Here is a 20,222-nt window from a genome sequence, read left to right on the forward strand (position 1 = left end):
ATGGGCGGATGGATCGGCGGTATGCGGACTCCATCGGCGGCGGCACCGCGAACGCCCCGGTCTCGACCATCCCCGCCCTGGTCGCGGACCGTGCGCGGCGCTATCCCGATGCGGTGGCGGTGGCGGGGCCCCTGGGGCGATTGACCTTCGGTGAGCTGGCCGCGGAGGTCGGTGCGGTGACCCGGGCCGCGATCGCCTCCGGGATCGAAACCGGGGACCGGGTGGGCATGTGGGCACCCAATGGCAATCGGTGGATCGTGACCGCGCTGGGCATGCTGGGGGCGGGTGCGACGCTGGTGCCGATCAGCACCCGATTGCGTGGACCCGAGGCCGCGGAGGTGCTCACCCGCAGCGGCGCGAAAGCGGTGTGCACGGTGCAGGAATTCCTGGACCGCGACTATCCGGCCATGCTGGCCGAATCCGGTTATCCGCTACCGGCATTGGAACATCTCATCCTGCTCGACGATGCGGTCGGCGAGGCCGCGGAGAACTGGGATATCAGCTCCTGGGCCGGATTCCTCGCGCCCGGCACGGTGGTGCCGCCGGAGGCAGTCGCCGAACGCACCGCCGAGATCGATCCGGAGTCCATCTCCGACATCCTGTTCACCTCCGGCACCACGGGCGCCCCGAAGGGCGTATTGGCCACGCACCGGCAGACTTTGGAGGTCTTCGCGCTCTGGGCCGATGCCGTGACCTTGCGCCCGCGCGATAAATACCTGCTGGTGAATCCGTTCTCGCACACCTTCGGATACAAGGCGGGCATCATCGCCTGCCTGCTGCGCACCGCCACCATGATCCCGGTGGAACGCTTCGAGGCCGAGGCCGTGCTGCGGCTCATCGAACACGAGCGGATCACCGTATTGGCCGGGCCGCCAACGCTGTTCACCGATCTGCTGCGCGCCGACCACAGCGACTACCTGCTGGGTTCGCTGCGCCTGGCGGGCACCGGCGGCGCGCCGATACCGGCCGAGCTGGTGGAGCGCATCCGCACCGATCTCGGTGTGCCGTACGTCTTCACGGCGTACGGGCTGACCGAATCGATCGGCGTGGTCACCATCTGCCCACCCGACGCACCGGCCGAACTGCTGTCCGAAACCGCCGGAAAGGCGCTGCCCGGCACCGAGATCCGCATTGTCGACACCACCGGCGCCGATACCGCGCCGGGCGAGCCCGGCGAGATCATCGTCAAGGGCCCCAATGTGATGCGCGGCTACCTGGACGATCCGGCGGCCACCGCCGCCGTCATCGACGCGGACGGCTACCTGCACACCGGTGATGTCGGCACCCTGGCCCCGGACGGCTATCTACGCATCACCGATCGCCTCAAGGACATGTTCATCGTCGGCGGCTTCAACGCCTACCCCGCCGAGATCGAACGAGTGCTGTTGCAGCATCCCGCCGTTCACGATGTCGCGGTGATCGGGGTCCCGGATCCCCGGCTCGGCGAGGTGGGCCGCGCGGTGGTCGTACCGTGCGATGACGCCGAGGCCGATCCGTCCGACATCATCGAATGGTCGCGCAGCCGCCTCGCGGGGTACAAGGTCCCCCGCGAGGTGGTCTTCACCGAACACCTGCCCCGCAATTCCGGCGGCAAGGTCATCAAGGGCGAACTGCGAAATCCGGCCTGAGCGAACGCCTTCGGCGGATCAGATCCCCAGCACCGGCCCCGACGCCCACCGGTACAGATGCGCGATGGCCGGTTCCACGATCGCGCCCGGCATCTCCGGATCGAACCAGCGATCCACGCTGGTCCAGTGATACGGATGCGCGAGGTATTCCCCGTTCAGCCCGTCGGGATCGGTGAACTCCTGCTCCCAGACATGGGTCCAGCGACTGTCCCCGCCGACCCGGCTCAACGCCCAGGATTTAATGGATCCGATGTGATACGGCATCCCCATCAGGTCCTGTTCGAACTCGGCCACGGCATCGGTGGCGGTACCGGCGCGCACGGTGAGCAGCAGCGTGCGCTTGACCCGCCGCAGCTGCTCCAGCGGCTCGATATGCGTGGCGACCGGGCGGAGCGGCACCACCTCCACCGCACCCGGCAGCTCCGAGATCAGCTGTGCGGGATCGGTTTCGGCGGTCACATCCCAGACCGCGCCGAGTCCGCCGGTGCTGCCCGGCAGCTCCGCGCCCGCCGAGCACAGGCGTACCCCGCTCGCCAGCGCCGCCAGTTTCGCCAGACCCGTCTCGGGATGGTCCCCGGCGGGCAGCTCACTCAGGATCACCCAGCGCTTCATACCTGTTCCTCCTGTACCGCCATGACGTGCCGTTCCCGGCCGAGCGCGAGCGCGTCCGTGGCCGCCCAGAATTCGGTCACCGCCGGATCGGCCGCGGCGGCGGCGCGCATCCCGTAGAAGTCGTAGACGCCGGGCAACTCCCAGATGATGTGCAGCGCAACCGCGTCCGTACCCGCGTGTTCGCGCAGCAGTTGCGGTCCGAGCAGTCCGCGAGCGGTGGCCCCGGGCAGATAGTCGGTGCGCCAGCGGGTCAGCCACCCCTCGACCTGATCGGCGGGCAACACCACCCGATCCAGTACGCGCACAGCGTTTTCCGCGCTCACAGCTTCGCCTCGATCTCATTGCGGTACCGGTCCACATATCCGGCGAGCTGTTCGACGCCGTTCAGCAGCGATTCCGGACCGAACAGCGGCGGGGTGAGCACGATCCGGCTCACGCCCGCCGTCACATACGGCCGCACGAAGTCGATATCGAATTCCCGGGTGAAATCGCAGGAGCCCGGCCAGGCCGTCAGCTCCACCGCATCCTCGGAACGTCCTGCGGCAAGGGCGGTTTCCCGGATCGTGTCCGCGCCGCGCGCGAAATCCTCCGGGGTGATGGTGTACGGGAACCAGCCGTCGCCCACCCGTCCGGCCCGGCGTACCGCGGGAGCGCTGTTGCCGCCCAGCACAATCGGGATGGATCGCTCGGGTTGGGGCAGGCAGAACTGCTTCTCGAAGCCGACATGCCGACCCGAATAACTGGCCGGAGACTCGGTCCACAGCGCTCGCATGGCTCCGATGCACTCGTCCAGGCGTGCCCCGCGCTCCTCGAACGGCACCCCGATCGCGGCGTATTCCTCTTTCTGCCAGCCGATTCCGAGTCCGAGCAGCAATCGCGCGTCGGATTGGCGGTCCAGCGTGGCGGCCCGTTTGGCCAGCACCACCGGACTGTGCAGCGGGGCCACCACCATGGCGGTGCCCAGTTTCAGCGTGCTGGAGGCGGCCGCCAGGAAGGCCAGGGTCTCCAGCGGATCGGTCATGGGTACGCCGAGATCGCCGCCGGGCATCTTGCCGTCCGGCGCATACGGGTAGAGCGGTTCGTAATCCTGTGCCACCACAACGTGTTCCACGGTCCACACCGATTCGAGCCCGCATTCCTCCGCGGCGGCCGCGAATTCGCGCAGGAACTGACCCGAGGTGACCAAACCATCGAAATAGGGCATGAGCATGCCGATGCGCATCGACTGCCTCCAGTTATCCGAGTACCGGCCCGCTACGGGCCTTGCCCCGATAGCCCCGCACCCGGGCGGGGTGCGGGGCTGCGGGAAACCGGCCCGGGCTGGTGGCCGGTGTCAGATCTCCTTGCGCATCTGCGCGGTCAGCGGCTTCATGTACGCCGAGCCGAGCAGGCGGCGCATCCAGTTCATCGCCTTGGCGTCGGTGCCGATCAGGATGAGCGGCTTGTTCTTCTTCATGCCGTTGGCGATGATCTGCGCGCACTGTTCGGGCGAGGTCTTGGCCAGGCTGTCGAAGTTCGAGGCCAGGGCGTCGCGGTCGCGATTGGCCGAAGCCCGTGCCTTCCAGGCGATTTCGGTCTTGATCATGCCCGGGTGCACGGACGAGACGCCGACATTGTGGCCCGCGATGATCATTTCCTGGCGCAGCGCGTCGGTGAACGCGTGCATGGCGTACTTCGAGGAGCTGTACCCGCTCTGGCTCGGGCACGCCACCAGACCGAACATGGACGACACATTGGCGATATGCCCGTCACCGGAGGCGATGACATGCGGCAGGAAAGCCTTGGTGCCGTTGGCCGTTCCCCAGAAATTGATATTGAAGATCCACTCGAAGTCGTCCCAGGAGACATCCTCGACATTGGCGGTCAACGAGACGCCCGCATTGTTGACGACGATATTCACCCTACCGAAATCGGCGATCACATCATCGGCGTGCGCGTAGACCGCGGCGCGATCGGTGACGTCCAGCTTGTAGGCGCGGGCCTTCGCGCCGGCCTGCTCGCACAGCGCCGCGGTCTCGGCGACACTCTCGATATTGCGGCCCGACAGCGCCAATTGCGCACCGCCCCGGGCGAGTTCGAGGGCCAGGGCGCGACCGATACCGGCACCGGCGCCGGTGATGACGGCGACTTTGCCGTGGAAGTCCTTCATAGCGTTTCCTTTTACTGAGTGGTGAAGCCGCCGTCGGCGATGAATTCCGACCCGGTGCTGTAGGAGGACTCGTCGGAAATGAGGAACAGAACCAGATTGGCCAGTTCCTCCGGGGTGCCCGGTCGCGCGATCGGCTGTTTGGCCGCAATCGATTGGGAGCGTTCGGAAGTCGCGACCATCTCGGTGGCGACAATGCCCGGGTGCACGGAATTGACCCGGATATTGTCGGGCGCGAATTCCTGTGCGGCGGTCTTGGACATACCGCGCACCGCCCACTTCGAGGCGACATAACCCAGGATGTTCGAGTAGCCGATCAGCCCGCCGGTCGAGGAGATATTCACGATCGAGCCGACGCCCGCGCGGCGCATGGAGGCCACGACCGCCTTCATACCCAGGAACACACCGACCTGATTCACATCGATGACCCTGCGGTAATCCGCCTCGGACAGCTTCTCGATCGGATCGACGTGCACGATGCCCGCATTGTTGACCAGCCCGGACACCGGGCCGAACCGCTCCTCGGCGGTGGCGACCACATCGTTCCAGGCCGCCTCGTCGGTCACGTCCAGGGGCAGGAACAGCGCGTTCTCCCCCAGTTCGGCGGCCAGCGCCGCGCCCTCCTCGATGAGCACATCGGTGATGACGACCTTGGACCCCTCGGCGGCGAGCTTGCGCGCGAACGCCGCGCCCATACCGCGCGCACCGCCGGTGACGATCACATGTTTGGTGCCAACTCGTCCCATATCACTTCCCCTGATTCGCGGCGGCGCGGCGGGCCGGGCGCTTGGCCGGGGCCTCGGGCTCGTCGGCCGGTTCCAGATCGGCGAGATGGTTGGCGGCGATGTATCCGAACACCATCGCGGGTCCGATGGTCGCGCCCGCACCGGCGTAGTCATTGCCCATGACGGCGGCCGAATTATTGCCCGCCGCATAGAGACCGGTGATCACGGTGCCGTTGTCATCCATGACGCGCGCATGCTCGTCGGTGACCAGACCGCCCTTGGTGCCGAGGTCGCCGGGCACCATTTCCACCGCGTAGAACGGGCCGCGGGTCAGCGGCGCCAGGGTCGGGTTCGGCTTGACGGTCGGATCGCCGTAGTAGCGGTCGTACGCCGAATCGCCGCGCAGGAAGTCCTCGTCGCGGCCGTTCGCGGCGAAGCCGTTGAAACGCTCGACGGTGGCCTGCAATTTGTCCGCCGGAATGCCCAGCTTGCCCGCCAGTTCGGCCAGGGTATCGGCCTGCTTGATGATGCCCTTGTCGAAATACGCCTGCGGCAGTGGACGTTTGGGGAAATTACCGAGGAACAGGTACCGATCGCGGAAGTTCTGATCGAAGATGAAGTGCGCCGGAATGCTGCCGATCCCGGCGGCCTCCTGCTCGTACATCTTGTGCACCACGTTCACATACGGCGCCGATTCGTTGACAAAACGCTCACCATGGTCATTGACCATGATCGCGCCCGGCTGCGAACGCTCGGCCAGACAGAAGAACGGCGGACGGCCCTCGGGGCTGCGCACCGACGGACCCCACCAGGCGTCATCCATGAGATCTACCGCGCCACCGGCCTTTTGGCCCGCGACAATGCCCTCACCGACATTCTCGGTCGCGCCGACGGTCCATTCGGTGGACTGCGGACCGGGGATGTACTGCTTGCGCATTTCCAGGTTGTGCTCGAAACCGCCCGCCGCCAGCACCACACCGCGTCGCGCCTTGATGGTGACCTGCTTGCCCTCGTGCTCGGCGACCACGCCGACGACCGCGCCGCCCTCGGTGATCAGCTCGGTCAGCGGGGTATTCAGCCACACCGGCACCCCGGCATCGCGCAGCGACAGCCACAACCGGGCCGCGAGCGCCTTGCCCAGGCTCAGCGGCAGCGCGCCCTTGGCCAGCGCGAGCGCGGTGCGCGCGCCCACCTTGACCGCGGTCTTCTTACCGGCCCAGGTGCGGGCGATCATATTCAGATCGTGGAAATCGCTGACCGTGATGGCGATGCCCTTGGGCGCGGACATGGTCGGCTGGTTGATCTTGTGCAGATCACCGCCGAGCAGTCGCCCGTCGATCACCTTGGGCTCGATGCTGCGACCCTGTGCCAGACCGCCCGGGAACTCCGGGTGATAGTCGGAATAGCCGCGGTCGTAGACGAATTCCCAATGCTGTGAACGAGCGCCGAGGTAGGAGAACATCTCCGGGCCCTTGTCCAGGAACGCGCGCTGCTTGGCCTCCGGAACCCGATCGCCGACAACGGCTTTCAGATAGGTGCGGGCCATGGTCGGGCTGTCGGGCACGCCCGCCGCCTGCAATACCGGGTTATTGGGCACCCAGATGCCGCCGCCGGAGCGCGCGGTGGAGCCGCCGAACAACCGGCTCTTCTCGATCAGGGTCACCGACAGTCCGCGGTAGGCGGCGGTCAGCGCGGCGGTCATACCGGCCGCGCCGGAGCCCACGACGACGACGTCGAATTCGAATTCCATTGCGTATCAGTCCTTAATAGCCGCAGCTGGTGAGCATGCCGCCGTCGACGACGAATTCGCCGCCGGTGCAGTAGCTCGAGGCATCGGAGGCCAGGAAGAGCGCCACTTCGGACACCTCGACCGGCTGACCCCAGCGCGGAATGGGCAGATCGGAGAAGAAGGAATTGCCATCCAGACCGGTCGCACCGGCGACCGAGGCGGTCATGGGGGTGGCAATGCCGCCGGGATGGATGGAGTTCACCCGGATACCCGAATGCCCCAGCTCCCGCGCGGCGGATTTGGTGAGACCGCGCAGCGCGAACTTGCTCGCGCTGTAGGCGGACAGGCCGGCCGCGCCCACGAAACCCTCGACGGAGGAGACGTTGACGATGGAACCGCCACCGGATTCGATCATGGCGGGCGCGGCGGTCTTGATACCGAGGAAGGACCCGGTCACATTGATCGACTGCATGAGATTCCACTCATTCAGGGTCATGTCCAGGAGCTTCTTGAAACGCAGGATGCCCGCGTTGTTGACCAGCACATCCAGGCGGCCGAACTGCGCGATGGTCGCGGAAACCGCTGCCTGCCAGTCGCTTTCGCTGGTGACGTCCTGATGCACGAAGAGCACGGCGTCACCGAGCTCGGCCTCGAGGGCCTTACCCTGTTCGTCGAGCACATCGCCGAACACCACGCGTGCGCCCTCGGCCACGAAGCGGCGCACATGCTCGGCTCCCATGCCACGCGCACCGCCGGTGACAAGCGCGACCTTCCCGTCCAGCTGTCCCACCGAATCCCGTCCTTCCTCAGCGTTTGAACCGACGCTAAGACCGGGGCCGGGGTGCGGCACGGTGTGGTCCCGGCCACTGAGACATCCGAATGACCTGAGGGTTTGAGTCCTGAACTATTCCGGTTAGGCATAGCGGCCGGATAGGCGGTAGGGAGCACCCGGATGAAGTTCTCGATGATCTTCGAGGCGCAAATGGCCGACCCCACGGCGGCCCATGAGGCGCGGGTGCTGCACGACTCGGTCGAGCAGGCCGTGCTCGCCGATCAGGTCGGCTTCGACACCGTCTGGGCGGTCGAACACCACGGGCTCAAGTGGTACGCGCACATGAGCGCGCCGGAGATCTTCCTGACCTGGGTGGCGGCCAAGACCGAGCGGATACGCATCGGGCACGGCGTGGTGTGCATGCCGTTCAACTTCAATCATCCGGTGCGGGCGGCCGAACGCGCGGCCATGCTCGATGTGCTGTCCGGCGGACGGCTGAATCTGGGCGCGGGGCGCGGATCCACCGCGGTCGAAACCTCCATGTGCGGAGTCGATCCCGGGCGCACACATCGGGAGGTGGAGGAATCACTGCGGATGATCGCCGCCGCCTGGCAGGATCCCGAGGGCGAATTCTCCTATCACGGTGAGCTTTTGGATATCGAGCCGCACTATCTGCTGCCGCGGCCGGTGCAGCGGCCGCATCCGCCGCTGTTCATGGCGTGCACCCGCAAGGACACGCTGAAACTCGCCGCCGAGTACGGAATCGGTGCGCTGGTACTGGGTTTCGGCGGTATCGACGAGATCGCCGAGCTGCGCCGCATCTACGACACCGCGATCGCCGAGCGCACCGGGGAGCATTTCGTCTCCACCGTGGTCAACGATCACTTCGCGGCGCTGTGCCCGACCATCGTGCTCGATGATCGCGAACGCGCGCGGCAGATCGGCGCGCGCGGGCAGCGGTTCTTCGCACAGGCCATCAAGCACTACTACGGTGCGGGACCGGTGCCGGACGAGGCCGTGGACCCGGACGCCGACGAGATCGCCGCAATGCGCGAGGCGGCCGAGGAACACGTCGCCTACCTGCACGAAGCCAAGATTCCGGTGAAATCCGGGTCCACCGCCATCTTCAACACCGACCACGCCTACGGCACCGCCGAGGACGCCATCGCGTACGTCGAGCGGCTGCGGGCGGCGGGCGCGGACGAGATCCTGTGCCTGATCCAGATGGGCACGGTGCCGCAGGACGCCTGCATGGAAACCATTCGCCAGTGGGGCGAGAAGGTCATTCCCCACTTTCAGTAGCAAGCAAGCAGATCTAGTAGAAGGAAGCTCCACATGGCTGATCTCACCGGCAAAGTCGCCCTGATCACCGGCGCGGCGCGCGGACAGGGTGCGGCGGAAGCGCGCCTGTTCGTCGAGCGCGGCGCGCAAGTCGTCATCACCGACGTACTGGAGACCGAGGGTAAGGAACTCGCCGAATCCCTCGGCGAGGCAGCACGTTTCGTCAAGCACGATGTCTCGGACGTGGACAGCTGGGACGCGGCCGTCGCCGTGGCGGTCTCGACCTTCGGCAAGCTGGATGTGCTGGTCAACAATGCCGCCATCTACATTATGAAGCCGCTCATGGAGACCGATTCCGCTGAGCTGGAACGCATTCTGAAGGTGAACCTGATCGGCGCGTTCAACGGCATCAAGGCCGCGGTTCCGGCCATGATCGCGGCGGGCGGCGGCTCCATCGTCAATATCTCCTCGCAGTCCGGGCTCGAGGGTCTGATGAATCACGCCGCGTACGGCTCCTCCAAGTGGGGGCTGCGCGGTTTGAGCAAGGTCGCCGCACTCGAGTTGGGGCTGAACCAGATTCGCGTCAACTCCATCTACCCCGGCCCGATCGCCACCCCGATGGTGCCCTACCTGACCACCGGTCCGGGCAGCTTCCCCAACCTGCCGCTGGAGCGCAGCGGGCTGCCCGAGGAAGTCGCCGAACTCGTCGCCTTCCTGGCCTCCGATGCCGCCGGTTACATCACCGGCGCGGAAGTCTCCATCGACGGCGGCCTGGCGGCGGGCAAGTTCATTCCGCGCGGCATGTAGTCAGACCTCATGGCGGGAGCGCCGCCCGTACCTGCGAAGCGGGCGGCGCTCCACTTATCCGAAACCCACAGTTCCCCAGCCCATCCCAGGAGTCCGCGATGCCCCTGTCGCCGGAATGGCAAGCCTTCACCGATGCGGCCACCGCCGCTTTCCCCGAGCTCGGCACCAAGGTGGTCGATGCCGCCGAGGCGCGGGCATTCCTGGCCGCGCGACCCGCGCCGCCCGCCGTCGAGCCGATTCCCGTTGCGGGAGTGGAAGATTGGCTGGTGCCCGGACCCGAGGGCGCGCCCGAGGTGCCGGTGCGGCTCTACCGGCCCGCGCTGACCGAGCAGACGCCCGGGGTCGTGGTGTTCTATCACGGCGGCGGATTCGTACTCTGCAACCTCGAGAGCCACGACAAATTCTGCCGGGTCATGGCGAATGAGGCCGGGGTCATTGTCATTTCGGTCGACTACCGGCGCGCGCCGGACGCTCGCTTTCCCGCCGCCGCGGACGACGCCTACGCCGTATTGCGCTGGGTCGCGGACAATGCCGAAGCGCTCGGCGGCGATCCGGCGCGGCTCGCCGTGGCCGGTGACAGCGCGGGCGGCACGCTCGCCACCGTCGCGGCCATCGCGGCCCGCGATAACGGCGGACCGGATATCGCGTTCCAGCTACTGCTCTATCCCATGCTGGATCCGGCGTGCGATTCGGCCTCGCATACCGAGAACGCCACCGGCTACTTCACCACCGCGGCCCAAATACGCTGGTACTGGCAGCAATACCTGAACTCCGACGCCGACGCGGCGGACCCCTACGCCAATCCGATGATCGCCGATCTGACCGGACTGCCGCCCGCGTACATCGCCAGCGCGGAATTCGATCCGCTGCGCGATGAGGACGAGACCTACGGCCGACTGCTGCGCGATGCCGGGGTGCCCACCGAGATCCACCGCTGGGACGGGACCACCCACGGATTCATGACGATGGCCTGGCATCTGCCCGAGACCCGGCAGGCCAATAGCTCCGCCTTCACCGCCCTGCGCAAGGCGCTCTCCTGATCGAAGTAGTACGATCACTCCATATAGAGCAAACGATCTATATGGAGTGACGGGAGAACGCCATGTCCGAGGGTTCGAACAATGCCGCACTATTCGAGGTGGCCGCGGAACTGCTGCGCGCCAACACCTACGGCTTCCTCATCACGATCGGTGATGAGATCCCCAATGCCCGGCTGGTGCAGCACGTCGGCCTCGACGAGGACGGGACCATCTGGATCGGCACCAGCCCGAAGTCCCGCAAGGCCGCCGATATCGCCGTGCACCCGAAGGTGACCTACGCGGTGCAGGACCGGGACACCCCCGCCTATGTGAGTGTGCACGCCACCGCCGAGATCGTCGATGACCTCGCCACGCGAAAAGAGCGCTGGATCAACGGTTTCGAGAAGTTCTTCCCGGCCGGGCCGGACGGTGACGACTTCGTGCTGCTGCGCCTGCGCCCGCACGCGGTGGAGGTGATGGACTTCGCGCGGCAGATCCATCCGGACCCCTTCGGGCTGCTACCCGCGCGTGCGGTGCGCGACTGATTCGGTTCACCCAAGGCGACCAGGCGGGCAAGGTCGATCGTCTACTATCGGCCTCGTTCGCCCAGTTTCTGAAACGTCAGGAATTCTCTTGCCGGTTGCCCGAATCACCGCCCTCACCGCGGCCGTGACCATGTCCTGCGCCCTGGCAGCCGCCACCGCGCACGCCGCACCGCAGTACTACGGCGCGATAGCCGTCTCCAAGCTCAAGAACGGCGGTGTCGTCACCGCCGAGAACACCAAGGTGACCGCGGACGCCGCCGCCATCCGCGACTGCGCCAACTACGACTGCGAAATCGTCTTCCGCTTCACCGACGGCTGCGGTGCGCTCGCCCAGGGCGCGGACGGCGCATTCGGCTGGGCCGCAGCGGGTTCGCGCGAAGAGGCCGAAGCGGCGGCGGTCGCCGGACTCGGCGAGAGCAACCCGCCGTTCCCCGACCTCGGCAGCGCCAGCCCGCGCGCGGCCAAGGTCCTCACCTCGGCCTGCACCAAGAACGCACAGTAGCGGCTCACCTCGTCATCCCGGCATGCTCACCTCGTCATCCCGGCATGCTCTTGGCCGGGATCCACTGCCACAGTGTGGATCCCGGCCAAATACGCGCCGGGATGACGAGTCTCCGGGCAGGGTCAACGCCCGTAGCGAGCCTCGTAGGCCGCCCGTTCGGCAGCACGCTGCGAAGCCCGCGTCGGACTCTCCAAATCCGCTGGGAGCCCGTGCTTTTCCAGCCGATGCGCACGGTTCATCGGCATGTACGCGATGATGTAGAACCCCGCCAGCAGCACGGCCAGCAGAATCATGCTGGCGCGCAACCACAATTCGCCGGGGAAGAGCAGGAACGCCGCGAAGATCGGCAGCAGCGGGAACATGCCGCGCACCAGATGCCTCGGCACCGCGAACTTTCCGGTCAAATCATTGCGGACCCACTCCTGGAGCTCATCCGGGAGCCGCATACCGCACGAGTAACCGATCCACTGCGCCGGATTGGGATGCTTCATCACCGGGTTCCCTTCGTCTCCGACAGCACCGACCGGCGCGCCGCTTGATTCACGCGATTGAGCACCTCGCGCAGATCCTCCAGATCGGCCAGGCTGACCCCGAGCCGCTCCACCACCGCCGGCGGAATCCGCTCGGCCTGATTACGCAGCTCGCGCCCGGCCTCGGTCAGATCGATGACGAGATTGCGCTCATCGTGCGCGTCCCGCCGCCGGGTGATGAGCCCGGCGGCTTCGAGCCGCTTGAGCAGCGGCGACAGCGTCGGCGAATCGAGTTGGATGGCCTCGCCGATATCCTTCACCGACATCGGGGCCTCCCCCCACAGCGCCAGCATCACCAGATACTGCGGATGTGTGAGGCCCATCGGTTCGAGCAGCGGCCGGTAGACGGCCAGCACCGCGCGATTGGCGACGGCCAGCGCGAAACACACCTGCCGGTCCAACCGCAGCGGATCCTCGACATCCAACTCCACAGCTCAGCCCTCCTCGATCGCTACCGTTAGGGCAATAATAGTTAATACACTAACTATTGGCACGCGATCGAGTGGGTTGCGCCGGTCACACCTGCTCGCGCAGCCTTTCGGTCAGCGCGAGCAGGCGCGCGGTATCCATGTAATCGCGGAAGAGCACGACCTCACCGTCGCGCACCCGGACCACATTGACCGAGGTGCGCACCCGGACCCGCGGTTCGCCCGCGCGAGTGAGCTCGACATCGTTCTCGACGAAAAACAGTCCCGGATCGGTGGTTTCGTAGATGGCCGCGTCGATGGCGTGCACCTGGACTTCCGCGACGCTGCCCGACCACCAGCGGGACAGGTGTGCGCGGATCTCGTCTCGGCCCTCGAAGCGGGTCTGCATTCCGGGAATCGTGAAGGGGATTTCGAAGACGGCATCGGGGGCCATGAGGGCGGCGAAGGCGTCCGGATCGCGATCCGGCAGGCCGTTGAAGAGTCGTTCTACCAGTTCGCGAGGGGTTTCCACGGCAGTGGACATGAGGTCTCCACGGGATTCTGAAGTGATCGGAATTAAACGGAACGTACGCCCCGATTAGTATTCGGGGCGCTCGCCCCGGTTGTCAATGGGTAGGCTGCCGGTGATGACCGAACGCCCGCTCCGCGCCGACGCCCGCCGCAATCGCGAGCGGGTGCTCGCCGCCGCACAGGAAGCCTTTGCCGCGGAGGGCATTTCGGTACCCCTGGACGAGATCGCGCGGCGCGCGGGCGTCGGCGCGGGCACCGTGTACCGCCACTTCCCCACCAAAGAGGCACTTTTCGAGGCCGCCATCGTGGATCGCGTCGACCGCATGACCGGCCGCGCCCGCGATGCGCTCACCGCCGACGACGCGGGCGCGGCCTTCTTCGCCTTCCTGCGACAGATGGATTCCGGCGGCGGGGTCAAACGCGATCTCGCCGATGCGCTCGGACCGCAGGGCGCGCACATCTACGCGGGCCCGACACGAGAGCTGCAGTCCACCATCGGCGAATTGCTGACTCGCGCACAGCAAGCCGGGGCGGTGCGCGGCGATATCGAACTCGGCGACCTGATGTCGGTCCTCAAGGGTTTCTTCATCGCCGTACATCTGGACGCCATGGACGCCGCGCAACGCGAACGCGGATTCACCGTCATCCTCGACGGCCTGCGCCCCCGCTGAACTATTCACTCGCGAATCGCCGGCCATTGGCATGATGGTCTCCGTTCCCCAGCAGTCGATTTCGTCGAACCCTGACCTGTTCCGGGGCGTACACCCGTTGAAAATGCGGTGCGCCCGAGCGGATGGGCACCTACGGTGAAGGGCAATCCGAAGGAAGGAATGTCCAATGTTTCCCGTAGAGCTGCGCGGAACTCGAGCGCAGACGCTCATGTGGGCCCACGAGCACGAAGTGGAGCCCGCCGCCCTGCAACAGCTGCGCAATATCGCCGCGCTGGAATGGGTGCACGGGGTACGGGTCATGCCGGATGTGCACCTCGGCAAGGGGGCGACGGTCGGATCCGTCATCGCGATGCGGGACGCGGTTTCACCCGCGGCGGTCGGTGTCGATATCGGGTGCGGAATGGAAGCCGTGCGGACCTCGCTGAAGGCGAGTGATCTGCCCGACAGCCTGCACGCGCTGCGCACCCGGATCGAGGCGGCGGTACCGGTCGGCTTTGCCGCACACGATGATTCGGTGAATGTGAATCGGCTGAACGCGGAGGTCTCCGGACACCAGGTCAGCAATTCGCAGCGCGCCGGATGGGATCGGTTCTGGAAGGGTTTCGCGGCACTGGATCCGGCGGTCCAGTCGCGAGAGTCCAAGGCGCACAAGCAGATGGGCACGCTAGGCGGAGGAAATCACTTCTGCGAGGTTTGTCTGGATTCGGAGCAGCAGGTATGGATACTTCTGCATTCCGGAAGCCGGAATATCGGTAAGGAACTGGCCGAGCGCCATATGGCCGTCGCGCGCGTGCTCCCGCATAACCAGGACCTGCCGGACAAGGACCTCGCCGTATTCGTCGCCGGTACACCGGAAATGGATGCGTACCGCCGCGATCTGACGTGGGCGCAGGAATACGCGGCCCGCAATCGAGCGGTAATGCTGGCGCTGGTGTGCAGGGCGGTACGCGAGGAATTCGCCGAACGCGAAGTTGTTTTCGACAAGCCCATTTCCTGCCATCACAACTATGTGGCGGAGGAGATTATCGACGGGGTTCCCATGCTCGTCACTCGTAAGGGTGCGGTGCGGGCGGGGAAGGGGGATTTGGCGTTGATTCCCGGGTCGATGGGGACGCGGTCGTATGTGGTTCGGGGGAAGGGGAATCCGGATTCGTTCTACTCGGCTTCGCATGGGGCGGGGCGGCGGATGAGTAGGAGTGCGGCCAAGCGGCAGTTCACGGTCGCGGATCTCGTCGCGCAGACCGAGGGGGTGGAGTCTCGGAAGGATGCGGGGGTGGTGGATGAGATTCCGGGTGCGTACAAGGACATCGATCAGGTGATCGCGGCGCAGGGGAATCTGGTGGATGTGGTGCACACGCTGCGACAGGTGCTGTGCGTGAAAGGGTGACGGGTGTTTCGGCGCAATCGGATTCGGTTGTGCCGGAACGGGTTCGGCGACCGGTCAGCGGCGGCGCAGGGTGGTGGCCACGCCCGCGCCGATGAGCAGGATGCCCACTATCAACGGGAAGCCGGATTGCAGCCATTGGTAGAGGGCCACGTGCAGGTCGTCGCTGATGCGGGGCAGATCGCCGATGATGCGGAAGGTGTCGTCGGGGAAGATCAGGTGCAGCAGACCGGGGAGTACACCCCAGATCAGGCCCGCCACAATGGTTCCCGCCGGAGAGTAGGCGGCCAGGGCGGCCACGAGTAGGAACAGGGCCGCGCCGAACAAGATTTGCAAGGTGGAGCCGAGGCGGTCGGCGAAGTCACCCAGGATTCCCCACTGGCGCATATCCGCCGCGCCCCGGGCGGCGAAGACGATGCCGATGGGGGTGAGGATCAGGCATACGAGCGCACCGGTGAGAGCCCTCGAAACCCCTCCGCTACTGCGAAATTGCGCCCCCGGTGGCGTCCACCCGGCGGGCGACGGAAACTTCTCCGGCATCACCGTCTCCCTGTCACCGGAAGACCGCGCGGTTCCGGCACCTCATTGTCCGCCACCGCCGGGGATTGTGCGCGATCTTGACCGAGCCGCAACGAAGCTGGTCACACGGTGAGCGGTATGCCCGGATCCAGGATGTGCACCTTGGTATCCGGGGCCAGATCGGACGCGGCATCGAGATAGAGATCGGGGCGATTGCGATCGGATTTGGTCATGACGCGATCACCGATCGGGCCGCTGGTGAAGGCGTAATGGATGGGCACCGACAGCCTGGGACGCAGGACGCGGGTGAGGTCGGCGGCCTCGGCCGCGTCCATGACGACCTGATGATTCAGCAGCGGGCGAATGCGCAGGCCATTGATGGGGAGCAGCGCCAGATCGATCTCGGGGAAGCGGCGGGCGACCTCGTCCAGTTCGGCGATGCGCAGGGTGTCGGCACCGAAATAGACGGTGTGATCGTCCGCGCGCAGGACGAAAGTGACTTCCGGGACACCGTGTTTCGCGGGTGCGGCGGTCACTTCGACCGGTCCGAGATGGGTGCTTTGCCAGGGCGCCAGCTCGGTCACATTGTGGAAGCCCGCGGCGCGCACCTTGGCGGCCAGGCCGGGAACCACCGCGAAAGGCACTGCCCTGTCCGGATATCCGATCAGGGCATCCAGATCGCAGTGGTCGTAGTGCTCGTGGCTGATGACGATGCCCGCGAGCTCGGGCAGATCGGCGGCGGTGGCGATGCTGCGCGACTCACCCTGGTAGTAGAAGCGGCGTTCGGAGAGCCACGGATCGGTGAGGATGCGCGCACCGCCGAAATCGAGCAGGACGCTGGCGTGGACGACGCGGGTGACTGTGAGCATGGGTTCTTCCTTAACAAGACAGCCGTCTGCTTACGGATGTAAGTAGACGGCTGTCTTGCTACGCTGTCAAGGTGTCGGACAAACCCATTCGCAGCCGTAATCGCCGTGGCGAGGGTGCGCTGCTGCGCGCGGAACTGGTGACCGCGGCCAGCACCCTGCTCGAAGATCTGGACGGACAGGAGGCGCTGTCCCTGCGCGCGGTGGCCCGCGCCGCCGGGATCGCCCCGCAGAGCGTGTACCTGCATTTCGCCGATCGGCGCGAACTGCTCACGGCGGTGTATCAGCTCCGCTTCGCCGAGCTGCGCGAGACGCTGGAGAGCGCCCGCGAGGCGGTGGCGAAAGATGATGCCGCCGAACGACTTTCCTCGGTCTGCCGCGCCTATGTCGACTACGGCACCGGACACCCCGGCCACTACCGCGTGCTGTTCGGCACCGCCGGTACGCCCGGCTGGGAACCCGCCGAAGGCCAGCTTCCCGGCCTGCGGACCATGCGGCTACTCATCGACGCGGCCGCCGACTGCGGCAGCGCCGACCCGGAGGCGACCGCGATCTGTCTGTGGTCCGCCATGCACGGCATGATCACCCTGCGCCAAGACCGCCCCAGCTTCCCCTGGCCGCCGCTCGACACCCTGGTCCGCACAATGGTGGACGCGCACCTCGCGGCGGCGAACTGAGCCTCGTCATCCCGGCGCGTTTATGGCCGGGATCCATACGATCAGCACGTCCACGCCGTTTGTGTGGATCCCGGCCAAAAGCATGCCGGGATGACGAGGGTGCGCCTCAGCCGGATAGCGGAGGGTGAGTTTGCGGCGTGGCGGGGTGCGAAGTCGGGTTGGGGCTGGGTGGTGTCGGTGCGGTGAGGCACGATGGAGCGCGTGACCTCGACCGACGCGACCCAGACCGGTACCTCCAGCGAGCTGCGGCCCGATGCCGAACGGCTGCTGCGTGAGCTGGCGGGGCCGGGCGCGCGATTGCGCGAGGATCAGTGGGTGGCCATCGAGGCGCTGGTGGTGCAGCGGCGGCGGGCACTGGTGGTGCAGCGCACCGGCTGGGGTAAGTCGGCGGTGTATTTCATCTCGGCCAAACTGCTGCGCGCGGCGGGACGCGGGCCGACGGTGATCGTGTCACCGCTGCTGGCGCTCATGCGCAATCAGGTCTCCGCCGCCGAACGCGCGGGAGTGGTTGCGGCGACCATCAATTCGGGCAATGTCACCGAATGGGATGAGATCCACGCCCAGGTCGCGGCGGGCGAGGTGGATGTACTGCTGGTGAGCCCGGAACGGCTCAACAACCCCGACTTCCGCGATGCGGTACTGCCCAAACTGGCCGCCGACGCCGGGCTCGTGGTGATCGACGAGGCACACTGCGTCTCGGACTGGGGGCATGACTTCCGCCCCGACTATCGCCGAATCCGCACGCTCATCGCCGATCTCGGCTCCGATGTGCCGGTGCTGGCCACCACCGCGACCGCCAATGACCGCGTGGTCACCGATGTGGCCACCCAGATCGGCACCGACACTTTGGTTTTGCGCGGCGGCCTGGACCGCGAATCGCTGCACCTGTCCGTGGTGCGCATTCCGGACGCGGTACAGCGCACCGCCTGGCTCAGCCGCAGACTGCACGAATTGCCCGGCAGCGGCATCGTTTACGCGCTCACCGTGGCCGCGGCGCACGATCTCGCCGATGTACTGAACTCCCACGGCCACAATGTCGCGGCCTACACCGGTCAGACCGACCCCGCCGAACGCGAAGCGCTCGAGGCGGCCCTGCTCGACAACAAGGTCAAGGCGCTCATCGCCACCTCCGCCCTCGGCATGGGTTTCGACAAGCCCGATCTGGGTTTCGTGGTGCACGTCGGCGCGCCCTCCTCGCCCATCTCCTACTACCAGCAGGTCGGCCGCGCGGGCCGCGGCACCGAACGCGCCGAGGTGGTGCTGCTGCCCGGGCCGGAGGATCGCCAGATCTGGAGCTACTTCGCCTCGGTGGCGTTCCCGCGCGAGCACATCGTGCGCTCGGTGCTGGCCGCGCTGAATCCCGATCGCGCGCTCTCCACGGCCGCGCTCGAACCCCTGGTGGAGCTGAATCGCTCGCGCCTGGAGATGGTGCTCAAGGTGCTCGATGTGGACGGCGCGGTGCAGCGGGTGCGCGGCGGCTGGATCGATACGGGACAGCCCTGGGAGTACGACACCGAACGCTATGAGCGCCTGAGCATCGCGCGAAATGCCGAGCAGCAGGCCATGATCGACTATCAGTCCACCGCCGAATGCCGGATGAACTTCCTGCGCCGCCAACTCGACGATCCCGGCCTGCGCGCCGACTCCCCCGGCTGCGGCCGCTGCGACAACTGCACCGGAACCAGTCAGGACACCGCAGTCGACGCCGCCGATCTGGCGGCCATCCGCACCCGCCTGGATCGCCCGGGCATCGACCTCGCGCCCCGCAAGCAGTGGCCGACAGGCATGTCGAAACTCGGAATCTCACTGTCCGGCAAGATCACTCACGGTGCCGAGACCGGCCGGGTACTCGGCCGGCTCAGCGATCTCGGCTGGGGTCAGCGCCTGCGGGCACTGCTGGACGCACCCGACGCGCCGGTTCCGGACGAGGTCTTCAAGGCCTGCACCATCGTGCTGCGCGAATGGGATTGGGCCGAACGCCCCACCGCGGTGCTGGCACTGGACTCCCCCGGCCGCCGCCTGCTCACCACCTCACTCGCCGCGCGCCTGGCGGAGATCGGCCGCCTGCGCGACCTGGGCACCCTCTACCTGCGCCCCGATCTCCCGCCGGTCTCCGCGGTCAACTCCGCACACCGCGTCGCCGCGCTCGACAATGCCTGGGAGACACCGGATCTCACCGATGTGGACGGCCCCATCCTGCTGGTCGACGCCCTGACCGATACCGGCTGGACCTTCACCATGGCCACCCGCGCCCTGCGCGCCGCCGGCGCGGACGCCGTCCTACCCTTCGCCCTGGCGACACCCTCCTAGGCGTCTTTGGCGAGCCCTCGATCCTTGAGGGTTTCGAGGGAGTCGACGTACCGGAGCATGAGCCGGGCGAAATCCAGGCGATCCGATTCGGGCCAATCGGCGGTGATGTAGTCGTATGCGTCGCGCTGATGCTTGCGGAAGCGGGTCATGAGTTCCTCGCCCTGCGGACTCAACTCCAGCACGGTGCGCCGGCCATCCTGCTGCGAGGCGGCGCGAATCAGGTAGCCCGCCTTGATGTTCTCGCTGACCATGCGACTGGCCACCGACGGATCGGTGCCGAGTAGTTCGGCGACCTTGCCGACGGTCACCTCGGCCCCCGGCTGAAGGTTGTGTTCCTGGATGAGATTCAGCACCAGGGTGCGGCTCAAATCCTTTGCGGAGATGGGGTTCTCGACCTCCAGCAGCGACGTACGGCGCAGTTTGCCGAAGGCCGGACCCACGGCATTGAGCAGGTCATCGGCGGTACGGGTGTCCTTGGCGGTCATATGCACATCGTATATCCATGCCAGATCGAAGACATGTGTTGACTTACAATTGTGTGCATGACAGCATGCATATGTA

The 20,222-nt window shown here is 66.6% G+C and carries 23 protein-coding genes; 10 read left to right on the top strand and 13 right to left on the bottom strand.

Features of this window, described 5'->3' with window-relative positions; genetic code table 11:
* The first annotated feature begins 8 nt into the window (after nucleotides 1-8).
* Nucleotides 9-1,628, top strand: a complete 1,620-nt coding sequence (locus ACFVUS_RS14550; RefSeq protein ID WP_387765129.1) for a FadD3 family acyl-CoA ligase — start codon at nucleotides 9-11, stop codon at nucleotides 1,626-1,628.
* An 18-nt stretch (nucleotides 1,629-1,646) separates the two neighbouring features.
* On the opposite strand, the gene ACFVUS_RS14555 is transcribed toward ACFVUS_RS14550, so the two are convergent.
* From ACFVUS_RS14555 to ACFVUS_RS14585, 7 genes are all read right to left on the bottom strand, one after another.
* On the bottom strand, nucleotides 1,647-2,240 hold the full coding sequence (locus ACFVUS_RS14555) for a Dabb family protein (RefSeq protein ID WP_387765131.1): 594 nt from the start codon (nucleotides 2,238-2,240) through the stop codon (nucleotides 1,647-1,649).
* Complete coding sequence (locus tag ACFVUS_RS14560; protein ID WP_387765133.1) at nucleotides 2,237-2,563, bottom strand: hypothetical protein; 327 nt, start codon at nucleotides 2,561-2,563, stop codon at nucleotides 2,237-2,239. Before ACFVUS_RS14560 ends, ACFVUS_RS14555 begins: the two co-directional genes overlap by 4 nt.
* Nucleotides 2,560-3,462: an LLM class F420-dependent oxidoreductase gene (locus tag ACFVUS_RS14565; RefSeq protein WP_387765135.1), complete on the bottom strand. Its 903-nt coding sequence runs from the start codon at nucleotides 3,460-3,462 to the stop codon at nucleotides 2,560-2,562. The genes ACFVUS_RS14560 and ACFVUS_RS14565 overlap by 4 nt, the downstream gene beginning before the upstream one ends.
* A 111-nt stretch (nucleotides 3,463-3,573) precedes the next feature.
* Nucleotides 3,574-4,389: an SDR family NAD(P)-dependent oxidoreductase gene (locus ACFVUS_RS14570; protein WP_387765137.1), complete on the bottom strand. Its 816-nt coding sequence runs from the start codon at nucleotides 4,387-4,389 to the stop codon at nucleotides 3,574-3,576.
* An 11-nt stretch (nucleotides 4,390-4,400) separates the two neighbouring features.
* Complete coding sequence (locus ACFVUS_RS14575) at nucleotides 4,401-5,132, bottom strand: glucose 1-dehydrogenase (RefSeq protein ID WP_387765139.1); 732 nt, start codon at nucleotides 5,130-5,132, stop codon at nucleotides 4,401-4,403.
* A gap of 1 nt (nucleotide 5,133) precedes the next feature.
* Entirely contained in the window at nucleotides 5,134-6,861 is a 1,728-nt protein-coding gene (gene kstD / locus ACFVUS_RS14580; RefSeq protein WP_387765141.1) for a 3-oxosteroid 1-dehydrogenase, read from the bottom strand.
* A 13-nt stretch (nucleotides 6,862-6,874) separates the two neighbouring features.
* A complete protein-coding gene (locus ACFVUS_RS14585) occupies nucleotides 6,875-7,630 on the bottom strand; it encodes a glucose 1-dehydrogenase (protein WP_387765143.1) in 756 nt (251 codons plus the stop codon).
* A 162-nt stretch (nucleotides 7,631-7,792) separates the two neighbouring features.
* Between ACFVUS_RS14585 and ACFVUS_RS14590 the strand changes: the two genes are divergently transcribed.
* The 5 genes from ACFVUS_RS14590 to ACFVUS_RS14610 all read left to right on the top strand — a co-directional run bounded on the left by ACFVUS_RS14590 (nucleotide 7,793) and on the right by ACFVUS_RS14610 (nucleotide 11,766).
* Nucleotides 7,793-8,914 carry an LLM class flavin-dependent oxidoreductase gene (locus ACFVUS_RS14590; RefSeq protein ID WP_387765145.1) on the top strand — a complete coding sequence of 374 codons (1,122 nt, stop codon included), beginning with the start codon at nucleotides 7,793-7,795 and terminating at the stop codon, nucleotides 8,912-8,914.
* A gap of 33 nt (nucleotides 8,915-8,947) precedes the next feature.
* Complete coding sequence (locus ACFVUS_RS14595) at nucleotides 8,948-9,700, top strand: SDR family NAD(P)-dependent oxidoreductase (RefSeq protein WP_387765147.1); 753 nt, start codon at nucleotides 8,948-8,950, stop codon at nucleotides 9,698-9,700.
* 98 nt (nucleotides 9,701-9,798) lie between these two features.
* Complete coding sequence (locus tag ACFVUS_RS14600; protein WP_387765149.1) at nucleotides 9,799-10,740, top strand: alpha/beta hydrolase; 942 nt, start codon at nucleotides 9,799-9,801, stop codon at nucleotides 10,738-10,740.
* A gap of 62 nt (nucleotides 10,741-10,802) precedes the next feature.
* A complete protein-coding gene (locus tag ACFVUS_RS14605) occupies nucleotides 10,803-11,264 on the top strand; it encodes a pyridoxamine 5'-phosphate oxidase family protein (RefSeq protein WP_387765151.1) in 462 nt (153 codons plus the stop codon).
* 88 nt (nucleotides 11,265-11,352) lie between these two features.
* Complete coding sequence (locus ACFVUS_RS14610) at nucleotides 11,353-11,766, top strand: DUF4189 domain-containing protein (RefSeq protein WP_387765153.1); 414 nt, start codon at nucleotides 11,353-11,355, stop codon at nucleotides 11,764-11,766.
* A gap of 122 nt (nucleotides 11,767-11,888) precedes the next feature.
* Here the strand turns inward: ACFVUS_RS14610 and ACFVUS_RS14615 are convergent, their stop codons facing one another.
* From ACFVUS_RS14615 to ACFVUS_RS14625, 3 genes are all read right to left on the bottom strand, one after another.
* Nucleotides 11,889-12,257 (bottom strand): DUF5313 family protein, encoded by a 369-nt coding sequence (locus ACFVUS_RS14615; protein ID WP_387765155.1) that lies wholly within the window; start codon nucleotides 12,255-12,257, stop codon nucleotides 11,889-11,891.
* Entirely contained in the window at nucleotides 12,257-12,721 is a 465-nt protein-coding gene (locus ACFVUS_RS14620; RefSeq protein WP_387765581.1) for a MarR family winged helix-turn-helix transcriptional regulator, read from the bottom strand. The genes ACFVUS_RS14615 and ACFVUS_RS14620 overlap by 1 nt, the downstream gene beginning before the upstream one ends.
* A 91-nt stretch (nucleotides 12,722-12,812) precedes the next feature.
* Entirely contained in the window at nucleotides 12,813-13,247 is a 435-nt protein-coding gene (locus ACFVUS_RS14625) for a nuclear transport factor 2 family protein (RefSeq protein WP_387765157.1), read from the bottom strand.
* Nucleotides 13,248-13,350: 103 nt separating this feature from the next.
* Here ACFVUS_RS14625 and ACFVUS_RS14630 point away from each other — a divergent pair, with 103 nt between their 5' ends.
* Together ACFVUS_RS14630 and ACFVUS_RS14635 are read left to right on the top strand one after the other, a co-directional pair.
* Complete coding sequence (locus ACFVUS_RS14630) at nucleotides 13,351-13,905, top strand: TetR/AcrR family transcriptional regulator (protein ID WP_387765159.1); 555 nt, start codon at nucleotides 13,351-13,353, stop codon at nucleotides 13,903-13,905.
* Between the two features lie 166 nt (nucleotides 13,906-14,071).
* The gene (locus ACFVUS_RS14635) at nucleotides 14,072-15,292 is read left to right on the top strand and encodes an RtcB family protein (RefSeq protein WP_387765161.1); all 1,221 of its coding nucleotides are present in this window, start codon (nucleotides 14,072-14,074) and stop codon (nucleotides 15,290-15,292) included.
* Nucleotides 15,293-15,346: 54 nt separating this feature from the next.
* Here the strand turns inward: ACFVUS_RS14635 and ACFVUS_RS14640 are convergent, their stop codons facing one another.
* Nucleotides 15,347-15,829, bottom strand: coding sequence for a hypothetical protein (locus tag ACFVUS_RS14640; RefSeq protein ID WP_364629602.1), 483 nt, complete (start codon nucleotides 15,827-15,829; stop codon nucleotides 15,347-15,349).
* 101 nt (nucleotides 15,830-15,930) lie between these two features.
* On the bottom strand, nucleotides 15,931-16,677 hold the full coding sequence (locus ACFVUS_RS14645) for an MBL fold metallo-hydrolase (RefSeq protein ID WP_387765164.1): 747 nt from the start codon (nucleotides 16,675-16,677) through the stop codon (nucleotides 15,931-15,933).
* A 71-nt stretch (nucleotides 16,678-16,748) separates the two neighbouring features.
* On the opposite strand from ACFVUS_RS14645, the gene ACFVUS_RS14650 reads away from it, so the two are divergent.
* Both ACFVUS_RS14650 and ACFVUS_RS14655 read left to right on the top strand, forming a co-directional pair.
* Nucleotides 16,749-17,351: a TetR/AcrR family transcriptional regulator gene (locus ACFVUS_RS14650; RefSeq protein WP_387765166.1), complete on the top strand. Its 603-nt coding sequence runs from the start codon at nucleotides 16,749-16,751 to the stop codon at nucleotides 17,349-17,351.
* Between the two features lie 192 nt (nucleotides 17,352-17,543).
* Complete coding sequence (locus ACFVUS_RS14655) at nucleotides 17,544-19,661, top strand: RecQ family ATP-dependent DNA helicase (RefSeq protein ID WP_387765168.1); 2,118 nt, start codon at nucleotides 17,544-17,546, stop codon at nucleotides 19,659-19,661.
* Here ACFVUS_RS14655 and ACFVUS_RS14660 read toward each other — a convergent pair.
* Nucleotides 19,658-20,146, bottom strand: a complete 489-nt coding sequence (locus tag ACFVUS_RS14660; protein WP_387765171.1) for a MarR family winged helix-turn-helix transcriptional regulator — start codon at nucleotides 20,144-20,146, stop codon at nucleotides 19,658-19,660. The genes ACFVUS_RS14655 and ACFVUS_RS14660 overlap by 4 nt on opposite strands.
* Between the last annotated feature and the right edge of the window lie 76 nt (nucleotides 20,147-20,222).

Origin of the sequence: Nocardia sp. NPDC058058, assembly GCF_042885355.1 — a bacterium.
Lineage (GTDB): Bacteria > Actinomycetota > Actinomycetes > Mycobacteriales > Mycobacteriaceae > Nocardia.